This window comes from Comamonas kerstersii (assembly GCF_002056725.1).
Classification (GTDB): Bacteria; Pseudomonadota; Gammaproteobacteria; order Burkholderiales; family Burkholderiaceae_C; genus Comamonas; species Comamonas kerstersii.
In genome coordinates this window covers 1,104,002-1,120,510 of sequence record NZ_CP020121.1, presented here as the reverse complement: position 1 = coordinate 1,120,510, position 16,509 = coordinate 1,104,002, and the positions used below count along the sequence as shown (strand labels likewise).

The following is a 16,509-nucleotide window of genomic DNA, read 5'->3' as shown; positions in this document are numbered from 1 at the left end:
CATGCTCAGCAATGAAGCGATTGGCGTGCTGTCGCTGCTGGCGACGGTGGTCTGCTACGCCATTAACAAGCAGCTGTACCGCAAGTACCCCTCACCGTTTTTGATGCCGATTCTGGTCACGCCGCTGGTACTGATCGCCCTGCTGCTGCTCACGCACGTGAGCTATCCACAGTACATCGCCCAGACACGCTGGCTGGCCTGGCTGCTGGGCCCCACCACTGTGGCCTTTGCGCTGCCGCTGTATGAACACCGCGCCATGCTGCGCAAGCACTGGCTGTCCATCACCACCGGCGTGCTGGTGGCCAGCTGCGTCTCCATCAGCACCACGGTCTGGTTCGCCCATGCCTTTGGCCTGGACGAAACGCTGCAAAAAGGCCTGGCCGTGCGTTCCATCACCACACCGTTTGCCATTGAGGCAGAACGTGTGCTGGGTGGCCCCACAGATCTGGCCGCGCTGTTTGTGGTCATGACCGGTATTGCCGGCATGCTGCTGGGTGAAGTGCTGCTGCGCGTGCTGCCCCATGTGCGCAGCAAGCTGGCCACGGGTGCCATTCTGGGTGGGGCTGCCCACGGCACAGGCGTTGCCAAGGCGCGCCAGTTTGGCGATGTGCAGGCTGTGGTTGCTTCGCTGGTGATGATGATTGCGGGCGCGGTCAATGTGCTGGCGGCACCGTTTGTGCGGCAGGTGTTCTTTTAGGGCGTGTGCACACAAAGCTTGAGATTCGCGTTGAAGGCTTGGGGATGGGGTGCTAGGCGTGGTGGCGCAGCAATGCCGAGTGCCTTGCAAGCCACCACAACACCGCAGACCGCCCCAAGCCTTCAACCCCATTTGTGATTTCCATAATCAGGGGCAGCGAACCCAATGTTGATGTGAACACGCCCTAGACTGCCAGATATCCACCATCGACATTGAGCACCGTGGCCGTGATGTAGCTCGCCATGGGGGATGCCAGAAAGGCCACAGGGCCGGCGATTTCTGCGGGCTCGCCATAGCGCTTCATGGGAATGCGGCGCAGGATGTACTCCACATGCTTGGGGTCTTTGCGGGTCTGCTCGGTCATGCTGGTGAGCATCACGCCCGGAGCAATGGCATTGACGCGAATGCCCTTGGGGGCCAGCTCCAGAGCCATGGTTTTGGTGAGCATCTCCAGTGCCGCTTTGGAGGTGGAGTACGCAATCGAATGCGCCGCTGCACGGGAGGCCGCCAGCGAGGTGATGTTGACCACACAGCCTTGCGTCTGTGCCAGCAGGGCTTCAAAGGCCAGGATGGTGTTGCGCGCACCATCCAGGTTGACGGACAGGGTGCGCTGCCACTGGGCATCACGGTCTTCACTGTCAAACGCATGCTTGGGGCGCAGGCCTGCGTTATTGACCAGCAGCAGCTGGTGCCCTGCGGGCAGCTGCACAGACGCTGCAGCAGCGCGGCAGGCCGCTGCATCAGCTACATCGAGTGCCATGGCCTGTGCCTGGCCGCCAGCGTCCCGGATGCGCTGGGCGGTGTGCTCGGCCTTGTCGGCGTGGATGTCGGCGGCAATCACATGCGCGCCCATGGCGGCCAGCCCTTCGGCCACGGCTTGACCGATGCCCTGGCCTGCGCCGGTGATGAAAGCGGTTTGCTGTGCGAGAAATTGGTGCATATCCATTTAGAAATACCGGGTGATGCGTGTGCGTGCCAAGCGGGCCACACGCACAAAAAAGCCTGTGTGCATGGCACACAGGCCAGTGGTCTCAGCTGCTGTGCGCGAGCGTGGCTTTAGTCCACCGAGGCACCGCTGATTTTGACAATCTGCTCATAGCGTGCGCGCTCTTTGGCCATGAATTCGCCAAACTCCTGCGGTGTGCTGGTGACAGTGTCCATCATCATGTCGCCATAGGTCTTCATGACTTCCGGCGAGTGCAGGGCCTGCACAAAGTGCTTATTGAGCGTTTGAACCACATCAGCCGGAGTGCCTGCGGGTGCCACCAGGCCCCACCATGTGTCAATGGCAAAGCCCGGAATCACATCGGCCACAGGTGGCAGCTCAGGCAGCAGCTGGCTGCGTTCCAGTGTGGTGACTGCCAGTGGCTTGAGCTTGCCCGCGCGGATATTGGCTGCGGCACTGGAGAGGTTGTCAAACGTGAAGTCCACCTGCTGTGACAGCAGTGCCAGCTGGGAGGGCGCGCCGCCGTTGTAGGGCACGTGCACGATGTCCAGCCCTGTCTCACGCTTGAAGATTTCGCCAGCCAGATGGCCTGCGCTGCCATTGCCGCCACTGCCGTAGCTGAGCTTGCCGGAGTTGCGCTTGGCGTAGGCCATGAAGTCGTCAAAGGTCTCAATGCCTTCGCGCTTGGCCACCTCTGCATTCATCACCAGCAGGTTGGGGATGCGCGTCATCTGCGTGATAGGCGCAAAGTCTTTTTCGGCGTCGTAGGGCAGGTTTTTGAACAGCCAGGGATTGATGGCGTTGGTGGCGACTGCTGCAATGCCCACAGTCAGACCGTCAGCGGGGGCGCGTGCAATGGCATTCATGCCGATACCGCCACCTGCGCCGGGACGGTTTTCTACCAGGATGGTGCCAAGCACCGGCTCCAGGCGCTCCGCAATGCGCCGCACGCTCACATCGATGGAGCCACCTGCGGTGTAGGGCACGATGATGCGCAGCGGCCCCTTGGCGGTCTGTGCGCTGGCCCATTGTGGAGCTGCAAGAACGCCGCATACGGCTGCGGCTGTGGTCATGAACTGTCTGCGCTGCATATGTCTCCTTGTCCGAAACTGGTGGGTACGGGCACTTGTCCGTACCTCTGCTCTCTACTCTGTGTGCCAGAGTGTGGCGCTATTAGAACCCAGGCCATGCGTTGCGCCTATCAGGGCTTGTCTCGGCAGGAACAGCCTGTTGCGCAGCAGCAAGGCGGGCGCTACACATGCATTGCGCAGGCCTTTGTGCTGGCGGAAAAGCATGGCGCAAACCAGGAATACCGCGCAAGAAAATGCCAGGCATCACTAACAGCGATGCACCCCATCATGGGGGTGCTGAAACTGTCTGGCAAGGCACTCATCCGCGGCCGCGCACACTCATCCAAATGCTGCATAGGCCGCAGGCCATGATGACGCCCATACCGGCCAGCGAAATACCATCGGGCACCTGGCCAAAGAACAGCCAGCCCATCAGCATGGCAAAGCCAATCTGGCTGTAGAGGAAGGGAGACACCACCGAAGGCAGTGCGTAGCGGTAGGCCTGCAGCAGAAGCAGGTGGCCTACGCCGCTGCAGATACCCATCATGGCAATGGCCCCCCACAGCTGCCAGTCGGTGATGGATTGCCAGATCCATGGAATCACCGGCGCTGTTGCCATCACGGGCAGCCAGGTGGTGTACAGCTGCGTGGTGGTGGGAGGGTCCAGGCGCGAGAGGCGGCTGCCCAGCAGCTGGTAGGTGGTGCCGCACAGCAGCACACCCACTGGGGCGAGGGCAGCCCAGCCCAGCGACATGCCATCGCTCTCCGGGCGCACGATGGTGATGACGGCGACCAGTCCGATGACCAGCAGCACCCAGCGTGCGGGGCTGACTTTCTCACCAAACAGCAGGGCCGAGGCAACGACGATGAGCAGCGGGCCTGCCGACCAGATGGCCGTGAAGTTGGCCAGCGGCATGGTCTGAATGCAGAAGAAGGCAAACACCGTGGTCATGACGCCGCTGAGCGCACGGCTGACCTGGAACTTGGGGTGCTCGGTGCGCAGCGCTGCCAGTCCATGTTTCGGGAGTACAAGGGCTGTGGTCACCAGCGCCTGCGCCATGAAGCGTAGCCAGACCACCAGCAGCATGGGCAGTGCCTGCCCAGCGAACTTGGTGCCGCTGTCGAGCAGGGCAAACATGGCGCAGGCTACGACCGTCAGGCCAATGCCTGCGAGCGCAGCACGCGCGGGAGACATGGAAGCGGGTGCTGTGCCCAGGGGAGAGGACGGCATAAGGGCCAGCCCACTTTCTGCAAAAAATCCGCCAGGATGGCGTTCATGCGTGTGCACCGCGCACCGCACGGCGGCGGATTGTAGAAGCGATTGCGCGTGGTGGATGTGATGTCCGGGAGGGTAGCTGCGGCGCTGGTGCTTTTCTGGCAGCCGCTGGTGGGCGAGGGCTGACAGTCGGCGGTGCGCGGGACGCGCCACAATGGCGACATGCAAGCTCCTTCTTCTGTCGCTCCCCATCCTCTGTTGCGGCCCGTATGGCCTCTGATTCAAGCCGTGCAGCTGTGGCTGCAGGCCGATGGCCTGCGCATGAGTGCTGCCATGACCTTCTATGGCTTGCTGAGCCTGTCGCCGCTGCTGCTGCTGATTGTGGGTCTGCTGGGCTGGTGGATGGACCGCAGTGTGGTGGAAGACAACCTGCTTGCGCAGGTGCGCAGCGTGATGGGTGAGCGTGGTGCCAGCGTGGTGGAGGCTGCGCTGGCCAGTGCGCAGGCACCCTCACAGGGGAAACTGGCTTCGATTGCAGCCTTTGTGTTGCTGGTCTCAGGTGCCACAGGGGTGTTTGCAGAGCTGCAGCAGGCCTTCAACAAGCTCTGGCAGATTGGCCAGCCTGCCACCGTGCAGGAACAGAAAAAATGGTGGGCGCTTGCCACGCTGCGTATGCGCGGTCTGCTTTATGTGCTGGTGCTGGGCTTTTTGCTGCTGGTGACCATGGTGCTGTCCACAGCGCTGCGGATTTTCACGCAGCTGGCCGGGGACTGGCTGCAAATGGAGCCGCCTGGCGAGCTGATCTGGCTGCTCAATGAAGGCGTATCCATGTGCGTGATTGCGCTGCTGTTCATGGGTCTGATGCGCATTGGCTCCGGCCAGAAACCCTCTTTGCGCTATCTGGCCGTGGGCGCTGTGGTGGGGGCGCTGCTGTTCACGCTGAGCAAGCAGGCGCTGGCCTGGTATCTGGCCACGGCGGCGGTGGTCTCCGCCTATGGGGCCGCAGGCTCGCTGGTGGTGGTGCTGATGTGGATGTATGTCACCTCGGCCATCCTGCTGCTGTCTGCCAGCTGCGCCAAGGCGCTGGAAATGCAGGCGCGCCCGCCAGCAGCGGAGCCTGACGACTCGCCGAAGGCGGAGAGCGAGGCTGCAGACAGCGTGGCGGCTGCGCGGCCCCAGGTGCCGCAGAGCGTGGGTTCTCGGCCCATACGGCAGTGGCCAGAGGTTTAAGCGCTCTGGGTCAGCGTGGCATCAATCTGTGCCAGCAGCTCCAGCACTGTGGCATGCTGACCCTGGGGCATGCGATGCGTCCATTCATGCTCGGCCAGTGGCTGCACGCTGCAGCTGCTGGGCAAGGCAGCGTCGGCATCCAGTAGTGCATGCAGGCGTGGCACAAACACCCACTGCAGCCATTCTTCAATGTGCAGGGTGTCGTACATGAAAGGCATGGTCGATGCCATGGCCTGCTCGGAGGGCGGCACGGCGCTCCATAGCGAGGCGGTACGCATTTCGGCTTCAAGCTGCAGCAGCAGCTGGCGCAAGGTGTGGGCGGTATCACTCATGGCTTGGGATTGTGCGCGCAGGCGCAAAACTTGTCCGGGCAACGCCCATCGCTGGGCATGAAAAAGCCTGCCGATGCAGTACATGGGCAGGCTGATGTGCAGGCGCTGTTAACGGCTTACTTTTCGACGAAAGCGCGCTCGATCACAAAGTCGCCGGGGGTGGTGGTGTTGCCTTCCTTGAAGCCACGCTTTTCCATCATTTCCTTCAGCTCAGCCAGCATGGCAGGGCTGCCGCACAGCATGACGCGGTCGGTTTCCGGGTTGAGCGCGGGCAGGCCCAGGCACTGGGGGAAGGTGCCGTTGTTGATCAGGTCGGTGATACGGCCCTGGTTGCGGAAGGGCTCGCGTGTCACCGTGGGGTAGTAGTGCAGCTTGTCCTTGACGATTTCGCCGAGGAATTCGTGCTCGAACAAGTCCTTCTCGAACATGTCCTTGTACGCCAGTTCCTTGACTTCACGCACGCCGTGTACGACCACTACGTTGTCAAACTTTTCGTAGGTTTCGGGGTCGCGCGCTACGGCCAGCCAGGGGGCCAGGCCTGTGCCGGTGCCGATCATGTACAGGTTCTTGCCGGGCAGCAGGTAGTCGATCAGCAGCGTGCCTGTGGGCTTCTTGCCGACGATGATGGTGTCGCCCACCTGGATGTGCTGCAGGCGCGAAGTCAGCGGCCCGTCTTCGACCTTGATGGACAGAAATTCCAGGTGCTCTTCGTAGTTGGGGCTGGCAATCGAATAGGCGCGCAGCAGATTTTTGCCATCTACCTTCAGGCCAATCATCGTGAAGTGGCCGTTGGAAAAACGCAGCGATGTGTCACGGGTGGTGGTGAAGGAAAACAGGCGGTCGGTCCAGTGGTGTACGGACAGGACGCGTTCTTCGAGGAAAGCGCTCATGATGAAACAGATGACAGAGGATGCAAAAACGGGCACGACATGCCCGGGCTTTGAAGCCAGGTGGCGAACCCGCCGAAGCAGCGCATGCAGCGCAGGAGGGGGTATAGCGGGCTGGCGTTTATGCGAATCAACCGCTTATTGTCGGAGAAATGCGGCGCCACGGGTGAGGATGCGGTCTTTGATTTGATATGGATTAGTAATAAGCACCTAACGAAGCGGCAGGGTTGTGTGTCTTGACAACAAATAATGCTCGGAATTAGCATAAATGAATGCGTGCCGTGCAGGGAGTCAAGCCCTGCGCATTTTTTTGGCTTAAATATACTCAAAATGAGTATTAATAATCAGCGCCATCCCAGCGCTGTGGAGGAAGACATATGCAATGGCGTTGGACTTGGCCTGCCCTGGCGCTGATGGCTGCCGCTCCTGCCTGGTCGGCACAGGATGTGCTCAAGATTGGTGAAATCAACAGCTACAAGGCCATGCCGGCTTTTCTGGAGCCCTACAAAAAAGGCATGGAGCTGGCGGTCGAGCAGATCAATGCCCAGGGCGGCCTGCTGGGCAAGCCAGTGGTGCTGGTCACGCGTGATGACAACGGCAATCCCGGTGATGCCGTGCGTGCGGCGGAAGAGCTGTACACCCGCGAAAAAATCGATGTGCTCACGGGCAGTTTTCTGTCGCACGTGGGCATGGCGCTGACCGATTACGCAGGGCAGAAAAAGCGTTTCTTCCTGGCCTCGGAAACGCTGACCGACAAGGTGGTCTGGGAGAACGGCAACCGCTACACCTACCGCCTGCGTGGCTCTACCTACATGCAGACGGCCATGCTGGTCGAAGAGGCCAAGAAGCTGAACAAAAAGCGCTGGGCGATTGTGTATCCCAACTACGAGTACGGCCAGTCGGCCGTCGCCACCTTCAAAAAGCTGATGAAGGAGGCGCAGCCCGACATCGAATTTGTGGCTGAGCAAGCGCCGCCGCTGGGCAAGATCGATGCCGGTTCCGTGGTGCAGGCCATTGCCGACGCCAAGCCGGATGCCATCTTTAACGTGCTGTTCTCGGTCGATCTGGGCAAGTTTGTGCGCGAAGGCAATACGCGTGGCCTGTTCAAGGACCGCACCGTGGTCGGGCTACTGTCTGGCGAGCCGGAATATCTGGACGCGCTGCGCCGGGAAGCGCCTGAGGGCTGGATCGTCACCGGCTACCCCTGGTACGCCATTGATACGCCCGAACACAATGCCTTTCTGAAGGCTTATCAGGCCAAGTTCAAGGACTACCCACGCCTGGGCACCATCGTGGGCTACAACGCCATCCAGTCGCTGGCCGCAGGCATCACCAAGGCCGGCAGTACCGACACCGAGGCATTGATCCAAGCCTTCAAGGGCCTGAACGTGGATACGCCCTGGGGCACCATTACCTACCGCCCGCAGGACAACCAGTCCACCATGGGGGCTTATGTGGGTAAGACCACCTACAGCCCGGAGATGAAGCGCGGCGTGATGGTGGACTTCTACTATGCCGACGGCAAGGACTACCAGCCTTCCGATGAGGCCGTGAAAAAACTGCGCCCCGCGAGCGCGCAGTAAGCGGCTTCAGGATCTGCAGAAAAAATAGCTGCTTGCGCTGATAAATACTTGTTTTCAGAGCGATTTTGTTTTGAAAACAAGCAATATCAAGCGCTGGCGGCTACGTTTTTGAAAGCTACCGTGCAATGAGTGCCTCTGGCCTGCTGGCCCAACTGCTCAACGGACTGGCCAGTGCTTCGTCACTGTTTCTGGTGTCCGTGGGCCTGTCTCTGATTTTTGGCGTCACGCGCATCATCAACTTTGCGCATGGCTCCTTCTTCATGCTGGGTGCGTATCTGGCCTTTTCCAGCGTGGAAATGCTGGAGCCCGTCATCGGCTTCTGGCCTGCGCTGCTGCTCGCGCCACTGGTGTGCGGCGTACTCGGTGCGCTGACGGAAATCGGCCTGCTGCGCCGCATCTACAAAGCGCCGGAGCTGTTTCAGCTGCTGGCCACGTTTGCGCTGGTGCTGGTGATCAAGGATGCCGCCCTGTGGCTGTGGGGCCCGGAAGAATTGTTTGGCCCGCGTGCAGCGGGTTTGGAGGGTTCGGTTGAGTTGCTGGGCCGCCAGTTCCCTAACTATGACTTGCTGCTCATCGCCGTGGGGCCACTCGTGTTGCTGGGCCTGCACCTGCTGCTGACGCGCACTCGCTTTGGCACGCTGGTGCGCGCCGCCACGCAGGACCGCGAAATGGTGGGCGCACTGGGTGTGAACCAGGCCTGGCTGTTCACGGCCGTGTTTGCGCTGGGCACGCTGCTCGCAGGCCTGGCAGGTGCCTTGCAATTGCCGCGCGAACCCGCCAGTCTGGAGATGGATATGACCACCATTGGCGCAGCCTTTGTAGTGGTGGTGGTAGGTGGTATGGGCAGCATTCCGGGTGCCTTTATTGCGGCGCTCTTGATTGCGGAAATCAAGGCCGTGTGCATCTGGCTGGGCGTGCAGGAGATCGCAGGCGTGGAAGTCTCTTTTTCCAAGCTCACGCTGGTGGTGGAGTTTCTGGTGATGGCCGCCGTGCTGGTCTGGCGGCCCTGGGGTCTGATGGGCAAACCGCAAGCTGCTGCACGCCATGCGGGCGCGCCAGAGCAGCCGCTGCGCAGCAGCTCCCGGCAGGGCCGGGTGGCGTGGCTCGTATTGATCCTCGCCATGGCGGTGCTGCCACTGCTGCTGGATGCTGACAACTACGCCACCGTGCTGCTGACCGACATGCTGATTGCCGCACTGTTTGCGGCCAGCCTGCACTTCATCCTCGGCCCCGGTGGCATGCATTCGTTTGGCCATGCTGCCTACTTTGGCCTCGGCGCCTATGGCGCTGCACTGGCGGTGCGGGCGCTGGATTTGCCGATGGAAGCCGCGCTGTTGTTTGGCCCCCTGGCGGCCGCCGCAGGGGCCTTGCTCTACGGCTGGTTCTGCGTGCGTCTGAGCGGCGTGTACTTGACCATGCTCACGCTGGCCTTTGCGCAAATCACCTGGGCCATTGTGTTCCAGTGGGATGGTTTTACGGGTGGCAGCAATGGCTTGACCGGCGTATGGCCCAGTGAGTGGGCAGCTGATGGCTCTACGTTCTACTGGCTGGCTTTGGCGCTGTGTGCAGGTGGCATTTACCTGCTGCGCCGCATGCTGTTTTCACCGCTCGGTTATGCGCTGCGCACCGCACGCGATTCGGCCCTGCGCGCCGATGCGATTGGGCTGGATGTGCGCCGCATTCAATGGACGGCCTTTGTGATCGCCGCGGCCTTTGCCGGTGTGGCGGGGGCGCTGTTTGCGTTTTCCAAAGGCAGTGTGGCGCCGGATGCGTTGAGCGTGACCAAGAGTGTGGATGGCCTGGTCATGGTGCTGCTGGGCGGCATTCAGACGCTGGCAGGCCCCGTGGTGGGCTCGGCGGCTTTTACCTGGCTGCATGACACCGTGGCCCGCAATACCGATTACTGGCGCGCCATGATGGGCGGGATTATGTTGGTGCTGGTGCTGCTGTTCCCGCAAGGCATTGCGGGCTTTGCGCAGCAGTTGCAGGCGCTGCTGGCTTCCAACAAGAAAGCGCAGGTGGCGCCATGACGGCCTTGCTGCAAGTGCAGAACATCTGCAAATCCTTTGGCGGCGTGCAGGCCGTGCGTGGGGTGTCGTTCACGCTGCAAGCTGGTGAAATGCTGGCCCTGATTGGGCCGAACGGCGCAGGCAAATCCACCACCTTCAATATGGTCGGCGGCCAGCTCACACCCGATTGCGGGCAGGTGCTGCTGCACGGCGAAAACATCGCCGGTCTGCCACCTCGTGCTATCTGGCGCAAGGGCGTGGGGCGCACCTTTCAGATTGCGCAGACGTTTGCCTCGCTCACCGTGGTGGAGAACGTGCAGATGGCGCTGCTCTCACACGACCGCCGCATCTTTGCGTGGTGGCCGCGTGCCAGTGCCCATCGCCGTGCGGATGCACTGGCGCTGCTGGAGCAGGTGGGCATGGCGGCCCAGGCAGACCGCGCGTGCTCGGAGCTGGCCTATGGTGATGTCAAGCGTGTGGAGCTGGCCATGGCCTTGGCACACAACCCGCAATTGCTGCTGATGGATGAGCCCACCGCCGGCATGGCCCCGGGCGAGCGCGTGGCGCTGATGCAGCTCACGCGCGATCTGGCGCAGCAGCGCCGCATGGGCGTGCTGTTTACCGAGCACAGCATGGACGTAGTGTTTGGCCAGGCCGACCGCGTAGCCGTGCTGGTGCGTGGGCAGCTGCTGGCACAAGGCACGCCGCAAGCGGTGCGTGATGACGAACGCGTGCAGCAAGCGTATTTGGGCACTGGACTGGTGCTGGAGAACAACCTATGAGCAACGCGCCAACACTGCTGCAGGTCGAAGGCCTGAACGCCTGGTATGGGGCGGCGCACATCCTGCATGGCGTGTCGCTCAGTGTGGGCCGTGGTGAGGTTGTGGCGCTGATGGGCCGCAATGGCGCAGGCAAATCCACCACGCTCAAGGCTATTGCCGGGCTGGTCGAGCGCCGCGATGGAAAAGCGCTTTTCATGGGCGCCGACATCAGCCGCAAAGCACCGCACCAGATTGCGCGTCTGGGGCTGGGCTATGTGCCTGAAGACCGGCGCATCTTCACCGAGTTGACGGTGCTGGAGAACCTGGAAGTCGGCCGCCAGAAGGCACGCCACTGGCCCAGCGGCGAAGCGCTGCCGCACTGGACACCTGAAAAGCTTTTTTCGTTATTTCCCAACTTGGGTGAAATGCCGCAACGCCCTGGCGGGCAGATGAGTGGCGGCGAGCAACAGATGCTCACCGTGGCACGCACGCTGATGGGCCAGCCCTATGTGGTGCTGCTCGATGAACCCTCGGAAGGCGTGGCACCGCTGATCGTGGAGCAGATGGCGAAAACGATTTTGCAGCTCAAGGCACAGGGCATAGGCATTTTGCTGAGTGAGCAAAACCTGCCCTTTGCGCAGGTGGTGGCTGACCGCGCCTATGTGCTGGAAAAGGGGCAGATTGTGCACAGTGGCAGCATGCAGGAGCTGGCAGGCAATGCGGCCGTGCGCCAGCAGTACCTCGGCGTGTGAAAACGCTTTTTCAAAAATCAAAGCAGCCAGCGCTTGTCAGTACGGCATTTCCGATGGTTTTCTATGTGAAAACCAATGTAGACAAGCGCTGAGCGCTCTTTTTATTGAAAACGCTTTTGCAGTTTTCCGCCATCAGGCAAACCGGGTCTGCGCCAGCGCCTCGCGCTGCTCGGCGCTTTGCAGCCAGGCGTGCAGCTGTGGGTAGTCGGCCTGTGGCAGCAGGGCAGGCAGGCGAAACTGCACATAGGCCAGCGCAACGGCGGTGGCAATCTGGTCGAGCGTCAGCTGCGCCTCCGCAGGTGCTGAAAGCTGCTTTTCAAGCTGTGCGAGGGCGCGGGTGATGGCCGCCAGTCGGCGCTGGCCCATGACGCTGGCGTCGGCCGCTGCGCCTTCGTACTTGCGCGCAATCACGATGTTGAACGCAGCTTCCATCAGGCCATAGGCCACGCTGGTCTGCGCCAGCACGCGGCTGATGTGCTGCGCCGGAATCAGGCGCGGGCCGCGGCCCATATGGTCCAGATACTGCGCAATCAGCAGCGACTCGGCAATGGCCTGCCCATCGTCCGTGACCAGCACCGGAATGCGGGCCTGCGGGTGCTGGGCGAGCAGGGCGGGGTCGTTGTTCCACGGGTCGCACCAGACCAGCTCCAGCTGATCGGCCAGACCTTTTTCCAGGGCGACCACACGCGCAACGCGTGCAAACGGAGATGTGGTGTTCAGAAAGAGTTGCATGGTGAAAGTCGTAGAAAAAATAAAAGCAGTCAGCGCAGATTTCACGGGCGCTGCAGGCGTTTTTGCCTGGAAAAAACCACCAGCACCGCGCCCAGCAGCAGGGCCGCACTGCCCATGACAAACAGGCTGCGGTAGCTGCCCGTGCTGGCATAGACATAGGCCATCAGATAGCCCGCCGTGGCCTGCAGCAGTGCAAACGCTGCCGTGGCATAGCCCCACATGCGCTTGTGCTGTGCAGGGCCAATCAGCTGCATCAGATAGCCCGAGGTAATGGCCGCCATACCAGGCGAGAGCGCTCCCACGACAAAGCCAGAAAGCGCATGGCCTGCAAAGCTGACCCACAGCAGCGGCAGGCCAATAGCCAGCATCTTGAGCACATAAGCACAGGTGGTGGTGCGCCACCAGCCCCAGCGTGCGGCGCAAAAGCCCACGCACAGCGGCCCGGCCACGGCACCGAGGCCAAAAAAGGCCCATTGCGTGGCGCCATAGGCCGTGCCCAGCTGCAGCTCACGCGCCAGATAGTCCACCCAGAACACGGTGTGGGGCACAAAGCCAAATGCGTCGGTGGTGTAGGCCAGAAACACCAGCACCACCGGCAGCGTCCAGAGCGTGGCGACGGGTGCAGGGCTGGGCGTAGCACCGGGGACTACCGTGATCGGCGCAGGGGCAGGCAGTGCGCGGGCGCTGCGCCAGCCCAGCCACAGTGCCAGCACGCAGATGGCACCCAAGCCCAGCCATACAGCGCTCAGGCTGTGCTGCGCCAGGCTGGGCACCAGCGTGGCCGAGAGCAGGGCGCCCACGCCAATGCCGGAAAACATCATGGGGCCCAGTGCTGCGCGGCGTGGCTGCGGTGTGGCGGCCATGGCCATCGATGGCCCCAGCACCATGAGTGCAGCCCCGGCAATGCCGGACACCAGCCGCCACACAAAAAACACGGCCATGGGCTGGGCGATGCAGCAGGCCGCAAAGCTCAGTGCCACGGCGATCCAGCACAGCACCAAGGCGCGCACGCCACCCAGCCGATCGGCCAGCGGCGCAGCCGCCAGCGCCCCGATCAGATAGCCCAGCAGATTGGCAGCGCCCAGATAGGCCACCTGCTCACCGCTGAACCAGCCCGCCAGCACCATCTGCGGCATGAGGGCGGTATAGGCAAAACGGGCCAGGCCCACGCCGCTGAGGGTGGCGAGAAAGCCGGTCAGAAAAAGAGGGAGTTCAGAGCGCTGGATCACGATGGTGGTCTATGGTGAATGCTGGCAGATTAAGCCCTTGTGTGCATCATGTCCAATGATTCAAAATGAAGTTCATCATCTTGTTTTGTGATCAACATGCAGCTCAAATCTCTGCGCATCTTTGAAGCCGTCAGCAGCACCGGCAGTTTTGGTGCGGCAGCCCAGCGCCTGCACACGGTGCAGTCCAATGTCACGGCCCACATCAAAAAGCTTGAGGACGAGCTGCAGGTGCAGCTGATAGCGCGCAGCAGCACGCCGGTGCGGCTGACGCCTGCAGGCCACACCCTGCTGCCGCATGCCCAACGCCTGCTGCAAGCCCATGATGCAGCCTGCGCCCTGTTTGCCGGGGAGGCGCCGCCATCGGGCCGTCTGCGCATTGGGGCCATGGAAAGCACGGCCGCCCTGCGCCTGCCCAGCGTGCTGGCGCAGCTGTATCAGGACTGCCCGGACATTGACTTGCAGCTGCGCACCGGGCCCTCCGGCGCACTGCTGGAAGAGCTGCAGCAGGGGCAGCTGGATTGCGCTTTTGTAGCGGGCCAGCCGCCGCACCCGCGCTGGTGGTCGCATGCGGTGTTTCAGGAGGAGCTGGTCTTGGTCAGCCGCACGCCGCTGCAGCAGCTGCCTGCGCCGGAAGTGCTGCTGCGCACCCCGTTTCTGGCCTTTCGCCAGAGCTGCAGCTACCGCCAGCGTATTGAGCTGCTGCTGGCCAGCCAGGGCATTACGGGCGCACGCATCATGGAGATGGGCTCGCTGGACGCCATTCTGGGCTGCGTGGCCGCAGGCATGGGCTTTGCGCTCATGCCGCATGCGCTGATGCAGACCCAGCTGCCCCGCTTTGCCGTGCATTGCCTGCAGCTGCCGCAGCCGCTGCGCAGCGAGATTGCCGTGATTGATACCTGGCTGGTAGCGCCGGAGCAAGTGGCCTGGTCGCCGCAGCTGCATGCGCTGGTGGGCAAGCTGGTACAGACGGAACTTCAGCCCGTCTGACGCAGCAGTGCCCGGCGGTACTGCATGGCTTCGGCCACATGGGCGCTGGCAATGCGTTCACTGCCTGCCAGATCCGCAATCGTGCGCGCCACACGCAGCGCGCGGTGGGTGGCGCGGGCACTCCACCCCAGTTTGTCCGCCGCCTTGCGCAGCAGCTCGGTGGCGGCGGCATCGAGCTGCACATGCTGATCCAGCGCTTCGCCCTGCAGCATCTGGTTGGGGCATTGCTGGCGCTGCAGCGCACGCTCACGCGCCTGCAGCACCCGGGCGCGGATGGCAGCGCTGGGTTCACCCGCAGTCTGGGCCAGCAGCTCCTGTGCAGGCAGGGCAGGCACTTCCACATGCAGATCAATGCGGTCGAGCAATGGGCCGCTGAGCTTGGCTTGATAACGTGCCACCTGCTCGGGCGTGCAGCGGCAGCTGCGCTGCGTGCTGCCCCAGAAGCCACAGGGGCAGGGGTTCATGGCCGCAATCAATTGAAAGCGGGCGGGGAAGGTGGTGCTGTGGGCCGCACGGGCAATGGTGATGCGCCCGGTCTCCAGCGGCTCGCGCAGGGCTTCGAGTGCGCTGCGGCTGAACTCGGGAAACTCATCCAGAAACAGCACGCCGTGGTGGGCATAGGAAATCTCGCCAGGCTTGGGCGGTGAGCCACCCCCGACCAGTGCCACGGCACTGGCCGTATGGTGCGGGCTGCCCGTGGGGCGCTGGCCCCAGCGCTCAGGGGCAAAGCGTCCGCCCAGACTGGCAATGGCTGCGCTCTCCAGTGCTTCGGTAGACGTCATGGGCGGCAGCAGTCCGGCAAAGCGCTGCGCCAGCATGGATTTGCCACTGCCAGGCGGGCCCACCAGCAGCAGGCCGTGCGCGCCAGCGGCGGCAATTTCCAGCGCGCGTCGGGCCTGCAGCTGGCCTTTGACATCGGCCATGTCCAGCATGTCCGGCACATGCTGGGCAGCCTGCGGCTGCATACGTTGCCAGCCGGTGGACGGTGGTGCGTCCCTTGCGCTGTCTGGCAGCAATTGCTGCACCACATCGAGCAAATGCTGTGCACCATAGACCTCGATCTGCGTGGCCCAGGCGGCTTCGCGCGCACTCTCCGTGGGCAGCACAAAGCGCAGCGGTGGTTCCTGCGTGCCCATGGCCAGTGCCGTAGCCAGCGCGCCGCGCACCGGGCGCAGCTCGCCGGACAGCGACAGCTCTCCGGCAAATTCCCAGCCCTGGAGCTTGCGTGCATCAATCTGGCCGCTGGCGGCAAGGATGCCCAGCGCAATCGGCAGGTCAAAGCGGCCGGAATCCTTGGGTAGGTCGGCGGGGGCCAGGTTCACCGTGATGCGCTTGTTGCCGGGGTATTCCAGGCCGCTGTTGGCAATCGCACAGCGCACGCGCTCTCGGGCTTCGCGCACTTCCAGGTCGGCCAGGCCGACCAGGTTGAGGGCTGGCAATCCATTGGCCAGATGCACTTCCACAGTGACCTGCGGGGCCTGCAGACCCATCAAGGCGCGGCTTTGTACACACGCCAGAGACATAGCGACTTTTCCTCCCTAAATCGGTGCGGTGGGGGTGCCGTGCTGGCACATCCGTGGTGCACTGCTTTGGTGCGTTACTGGGGATAAACGGTAGCCCTCATGGTGTTGGGCGCAGCCTGCACAGGCAAGTCCGCTGGTTGGCACGCTCCCTGCTTAAAGGGCTTGTCACAACACTTTTTACAACTGCCCGCTTCCCGGAGGAACGTCTCATGAAAATGGTGTCAGCCATCATCAAGCCCTTCAAGCTCGACGAGGTGCGCGAAGCACTCTCGCAGCTTGGCGTACAGGGCATCACAGTGACCGAAGTGAAAGGCTTTGGTCGTCAGAAAGGCCATACCGAGCTGTATCGCGGCGCGGAGTACGTGGTGGACTTCCTGCCCAAGGTGAAGCTGGAAGCCGCTGTGGATGACGCCGTGCTGGAGCAGGTGATCGAAGCCATCGAAGGCGCGGCACGCACCGGCAAGATCGGCGACGGCAAGATTTTTGTTTTCGACCTCGAACAGGTCGTGCGTATTCGCACCGGTGAGACCGGCAAGGACGCCCTGTAAAGCAACC

At 62.5% G+C, this 16,509-nt stretch carries 16 protein-coding genes; 8 read left to right on the top strand and 8 right to left on the bottom strand.

All coding sequences use genetic code 11. From position 1 onward, the window contains the following. The first annotated feature begins 1 nt into the window (after position 1). Complete coding sequence (locus tag B5M06_RS05290) at positions 2 to 697, top strand: LrgB family protein (protein WP_054067980.1); 696 nt, start codon at positions 2 to 4, stop codon at positions 695 to 697. Between the two features lie 184 nt (positions 698 to 881). On the opposite strand, the gene B5M06_RS05285 is transcribed toward B5M06_RS05290, so the two are convergent. The 3 genes from B5M06_RS05285 to B5M06_RS05275 form a co-directional block, all read right to left on the bottom strand. Next, the gene (locus B5M06_RS05285) at positions 882 to 1,637 is read right to left on the bottom strand and encodes an SDR family NAD(P)-dependent oxidoreductase (protein WP_054067981.1); all 756 of its coding nucleotides are present in this window, start codon (positions 1,635 to 1,637) and stop codon (positions 882 to 884) included. A 116-nt stretch (positions 1,638 to 1,753) separates the two neighbouring features. Further along, on the bottom strand, positions 1,754 to 2,734 hold the full coding sequence (locus tag B5M06_RS05280) for a Bug family tripartite tricarboxylate transporter substrate binding protein (protein ID WP_054067947.1): 981 nt from the start codon (positions 2,732 to 2,734) through the stop codon (positions 1,754 to 1,756). 298 nt (positions 2,735 to 3,032) lie between these two features. Continuing rightward, positions 3,033 to 3,944, bottom strand: coding sequence for a DMT family transporter (locus B5M06_RS05275; protein ID WP_240184002.1), 912 nt, complete (start codon positions 3,942 to 3,944; stop codon positions 3,033 to 3,035). 207 nt (positions 3,945 to 4,151) lie between these two features. Between B5M06_RS05275 and B5M06_RS05270 the strand changes: the two genes are divergently transcribed. After that, complete coding sequence (locus B5M06_RS05270) at positions 4,152 to 5,159, top strand: YihY/virulence factor BrkB family protein (protein WP_054067982.1); 1,008 nt, start codon at positions 4,152 to 4,154, stop codon at positions 5,157 to 5,159. Here the strand turns inward: B5M06_RS05270 and B5M06_RS05265 are convergent. Both B5M06_RS05265 and B5M06_RS05260 read right to left on the bottom strand, forming a co-directional pair. Continuing rightward, positions 5,156 to 5,491 (bottom strand): YqcC family protein, encoded by a 336-nt coding sequence (locus B5M06_RS05265; RefSeq protein ID WP_054067983.1) that lies wholly within the window; start codon positions 5,489 to 5,491, stop codon positions 5,156 to 5,158. The genes B5M06_RS05270 and B5M06_RS05265 overlap by 4 nt on opposite strands. 116 nt (positions 5,492 to 5,607) lie before the next feature. Then, a complete protein-coding gene (locus B5M06_RS05260; RefSeq protein ID WP_054067949.1) occupies positions 5,608 to 6,381 on the bottom strand; it encodes a ferredoxin--NADP reductase in 774 nt (257 codons plus the stop codon). A 374-nt stretch (positions 6,382 to 6,755) separates the two neighbouring features. Between B5M06_RS05260 and B5M06_RS05255 the strand changes: the two genes are divergently transcribed. From B5M06_RS05255 to B5M06_RS05240, 4 genes are all read left to right on the top strand, one after another. Continuing rightward, entirely contained in the window at positions 6,756 to 7,961 is a 1,206-nt protein-coding gene (locus B5M06_RS05255; protein WP_054067950.1) for an ABC transporter substrate-binding protein, read from the top strand. 125 nt (positions 7,962 to 8,086) lie between these two features. Further along, a complete protein-coding gene (locus B5M06_RS05250) occupies positions 8,087 to 9,991 on the top strand; it encodes an ABC transporter permease (protein ID WP_054067951.1) in 1,905 nt (634 codons plus the stop codon). Next, positions 9,988 to 10,752 (top strand): ABC transporter ATP-binding protein, encoded by a 765-nt coding sequence (locus B5M06_RS05245; protein ID WP_054067952.1) that lies wholly within the window; start codon positions 9,988 to 9,990, stop codon positions 10,750 to 10,752. Before B5M06_RS05250 ends, B5M06_RS05245 begins: the two co-directional genes overlap by 4 nt. Further along, positions 10,749 to 11,483 (top strand): ABC transporter ATP-binding protein, encoded by a 735-nt coding sequence (locus tag B5M06_RS05240; protein ID WP_054067953.1) that lies wholly within the window; start codon positions 10,749 to 10,751, stop codon positions 11,481 to 11,483. The genes B5M06_RS05245 and B5M06_RS05240 overlap by 4 nt, the downstream gene beginning before the upstream one ends. Before the next feature lie 132 nt (positions 11,484 to 11,615). On the opposite strand, the gene B5M06_RS05235 is transcribed toward B5M06_RS05240, so the two are convergent. Next, the gene (locus B5M06_RS05235; protein ID WP_054067984.1) at positions 11,616 to 12,215 is read right to left on the bottom strand and encodes a glutathione S-transferase N-terminal domain-containing protein; all 600 of its coding nucleotides are present in this window, start codon (positions 12,213 to 12,215) and stop codon (positions 11,616 to 11,618) included. Positions 12,216 to 12,256: 41 nt separating this feature from the next. Further along, positions 12,257 to 13,444 (bottom strand): YbfB/YjiJ family MFS transporter, encoded by a 1,188-nt coding sequence (locus tag B5M06_RS05230; protein WP_054067954.1) that lies wholly within the window; start codon positions 13,442 to 13,444, stop codon positions 12,257 to 12,259. A 96-nt stretch (positions 13,445 to 13,540) separates the two neighbouring features. Here B5M06_RS05230 and B5M06_RS05225 point away from each other — a divergent pair, with 96 nt between their 5' ends. Further along, positions 13,541 to 14,431, top strand: a complete 891-nt coding sequence (locus B5M06_RS05225) for a LysR family transcriptional regulator (protein WP_054067985.1) — start codon at positions 13,541 to 13,543, stop codon at positions 14,429 to 14,431. Here B5M06_RS05225 and B5M06_RS05220 read toward each other — a convergent pair. Beyond that, the gene (locus B5M06_RS05220; RefSeq protein ID WP_054067955.1) at positions 14,419 to 15,954 is read right to left on the bottom strand and encodes a YifB family Mg chelatase-like AAA ATPase; all 1,536 of its coding nucleotides are present in this window, start codon (positions 15,952 to 15,954) and stop codon (positions 14,419 to 14,421) included. The two genes, B5M06_RS05225 and B5M06_RS05220, sit on opposite strands and share 13 nt — an antisense overlap. Positions 15,955 to 16,163: 209 nt before the next feature. Between B5M06_RS05220 and B5M06_RS05215 the strand changes: the two genes are divergently transcribed. Next, on the top strand, positions 16,164 to 16,502 hold the full coding sequence (locus tag B5M06_RS05215; protein WP_054067956.1) for a P-II family nitrogen regulator: 339 nt from the start codon (positions 16,164 to 16,166) through the stop codon (positions 16,500 to 16,502). Positions 16,503 to 16,509: the final 7 nt, after the last annotated feature.

Bases quoted from the DNA above. Each gene is read 5' to 3' on its own strand.
- B5M06_RS05270 (WP_054067982.1), top strand. From the start codon at position 4,152: ATGCAAGCTCCTTCTTCTGTCGCTCCCCATCCTCTGTTGCGGCCCGTA.
- B5M06_RS05255 (WP_054067950.1), top strand. From the start codon at position 6,756: ATGCAATGGCGTTGGACTTGGCCTGCCCTGGCGCTGATGGCTGCCGCT.
- B5M06_RS05250 (WP_054067951.1), top strand. From the start codon at position 8,087: ATGAGTGCCTCTGGCCTGCTGGCCCAACTGCTCAACGGACTGGCCAGT.
- B5M06_RS05240 (WP_054067953.1), top strand. From the start codon at position 10,749: ATGAGCAACGCGCCAACACTGCTGCAGGTCGAAGGCCTGAACGCCTGG.
- B5M06_RS05285 (WP_054067981.1), bottom strand. From the start codon at position 1,637: ATGCACCAATTTCTCGCACAGCAAACCGCTTTCATCACCGGCGCAGGC.
- B5M06_RS05265 (WP_054067983.1), bottom strand. From the start codon at position 5,491: ATGAGTGATACCGCCCACACCTTGCGCCAGCTGCTGCTGCAGCTTGAA.
- B5M06_RS05235 (WP_054067984.1), bottom strand. From the start codon at position 12,215: ATGCAACTCTTTCTGAACACCACATCTCCGTTTGCACGCGTTGCGCGT.
- B5M06_RS05260 (WP_054067949.1), bottom strand. From the start codon at position 6,381: ATGAGCGCTTTCCTCGAAGAACGCGTCCTGTCCGTACACCACTGGACC.
- B5M06_RS05220 (WP_054067955.1), bottom strand. From the start codon at position 15,954: ATGTCTCTGGCGTGTGTACAAAGCCGCGCCTTGATGGGTCTGCAGGCC.
- B5M06_RS05280 (WP_054067947.1), bottom strand. From the start codon at position 2,734: ATGCAGCGCAGACAGTTCATGACCACAGCCGCAGCCGTATGCGGCGTT.
- B5M06_RS05275 (WP_240184002.1), bottom strand. From the start codon at position 3,944: ATGCCGTCCTCTCCCCTGGGCACAGCACCCGCTTCCATGTCTCCCGCG.
- B5M06_RS05290 (WP_054067980.1), top strand. From the start codon at position 2: ATGCTCAGCAATGAAGCGATTGGCGTGCTGTCGCTGCTGGCGACGGTG.
- B5M06_RS05245 (WP_054067952.1), top strand. From the start codon at position 9,988: ATGACGGCCTTGCTGCAAGTGCAGAACATCTGCAAATCCTTTGGCGGC.
- B5M06_RS05225 (WP_054067985.1), top strand. From the start codon at position 13,541: ATGCAGCTCAAATCTCTGCGCATCTTTGAAGCCGTCAGCAGCACCGGC.
- B5M06_RS05215 (WP_054067956.1), top strand. From the start codon at position 16,164: ATGAAAATGGTGTCAGCCATCATCAAGCCCTTCAAGCTCGACGAGGTG.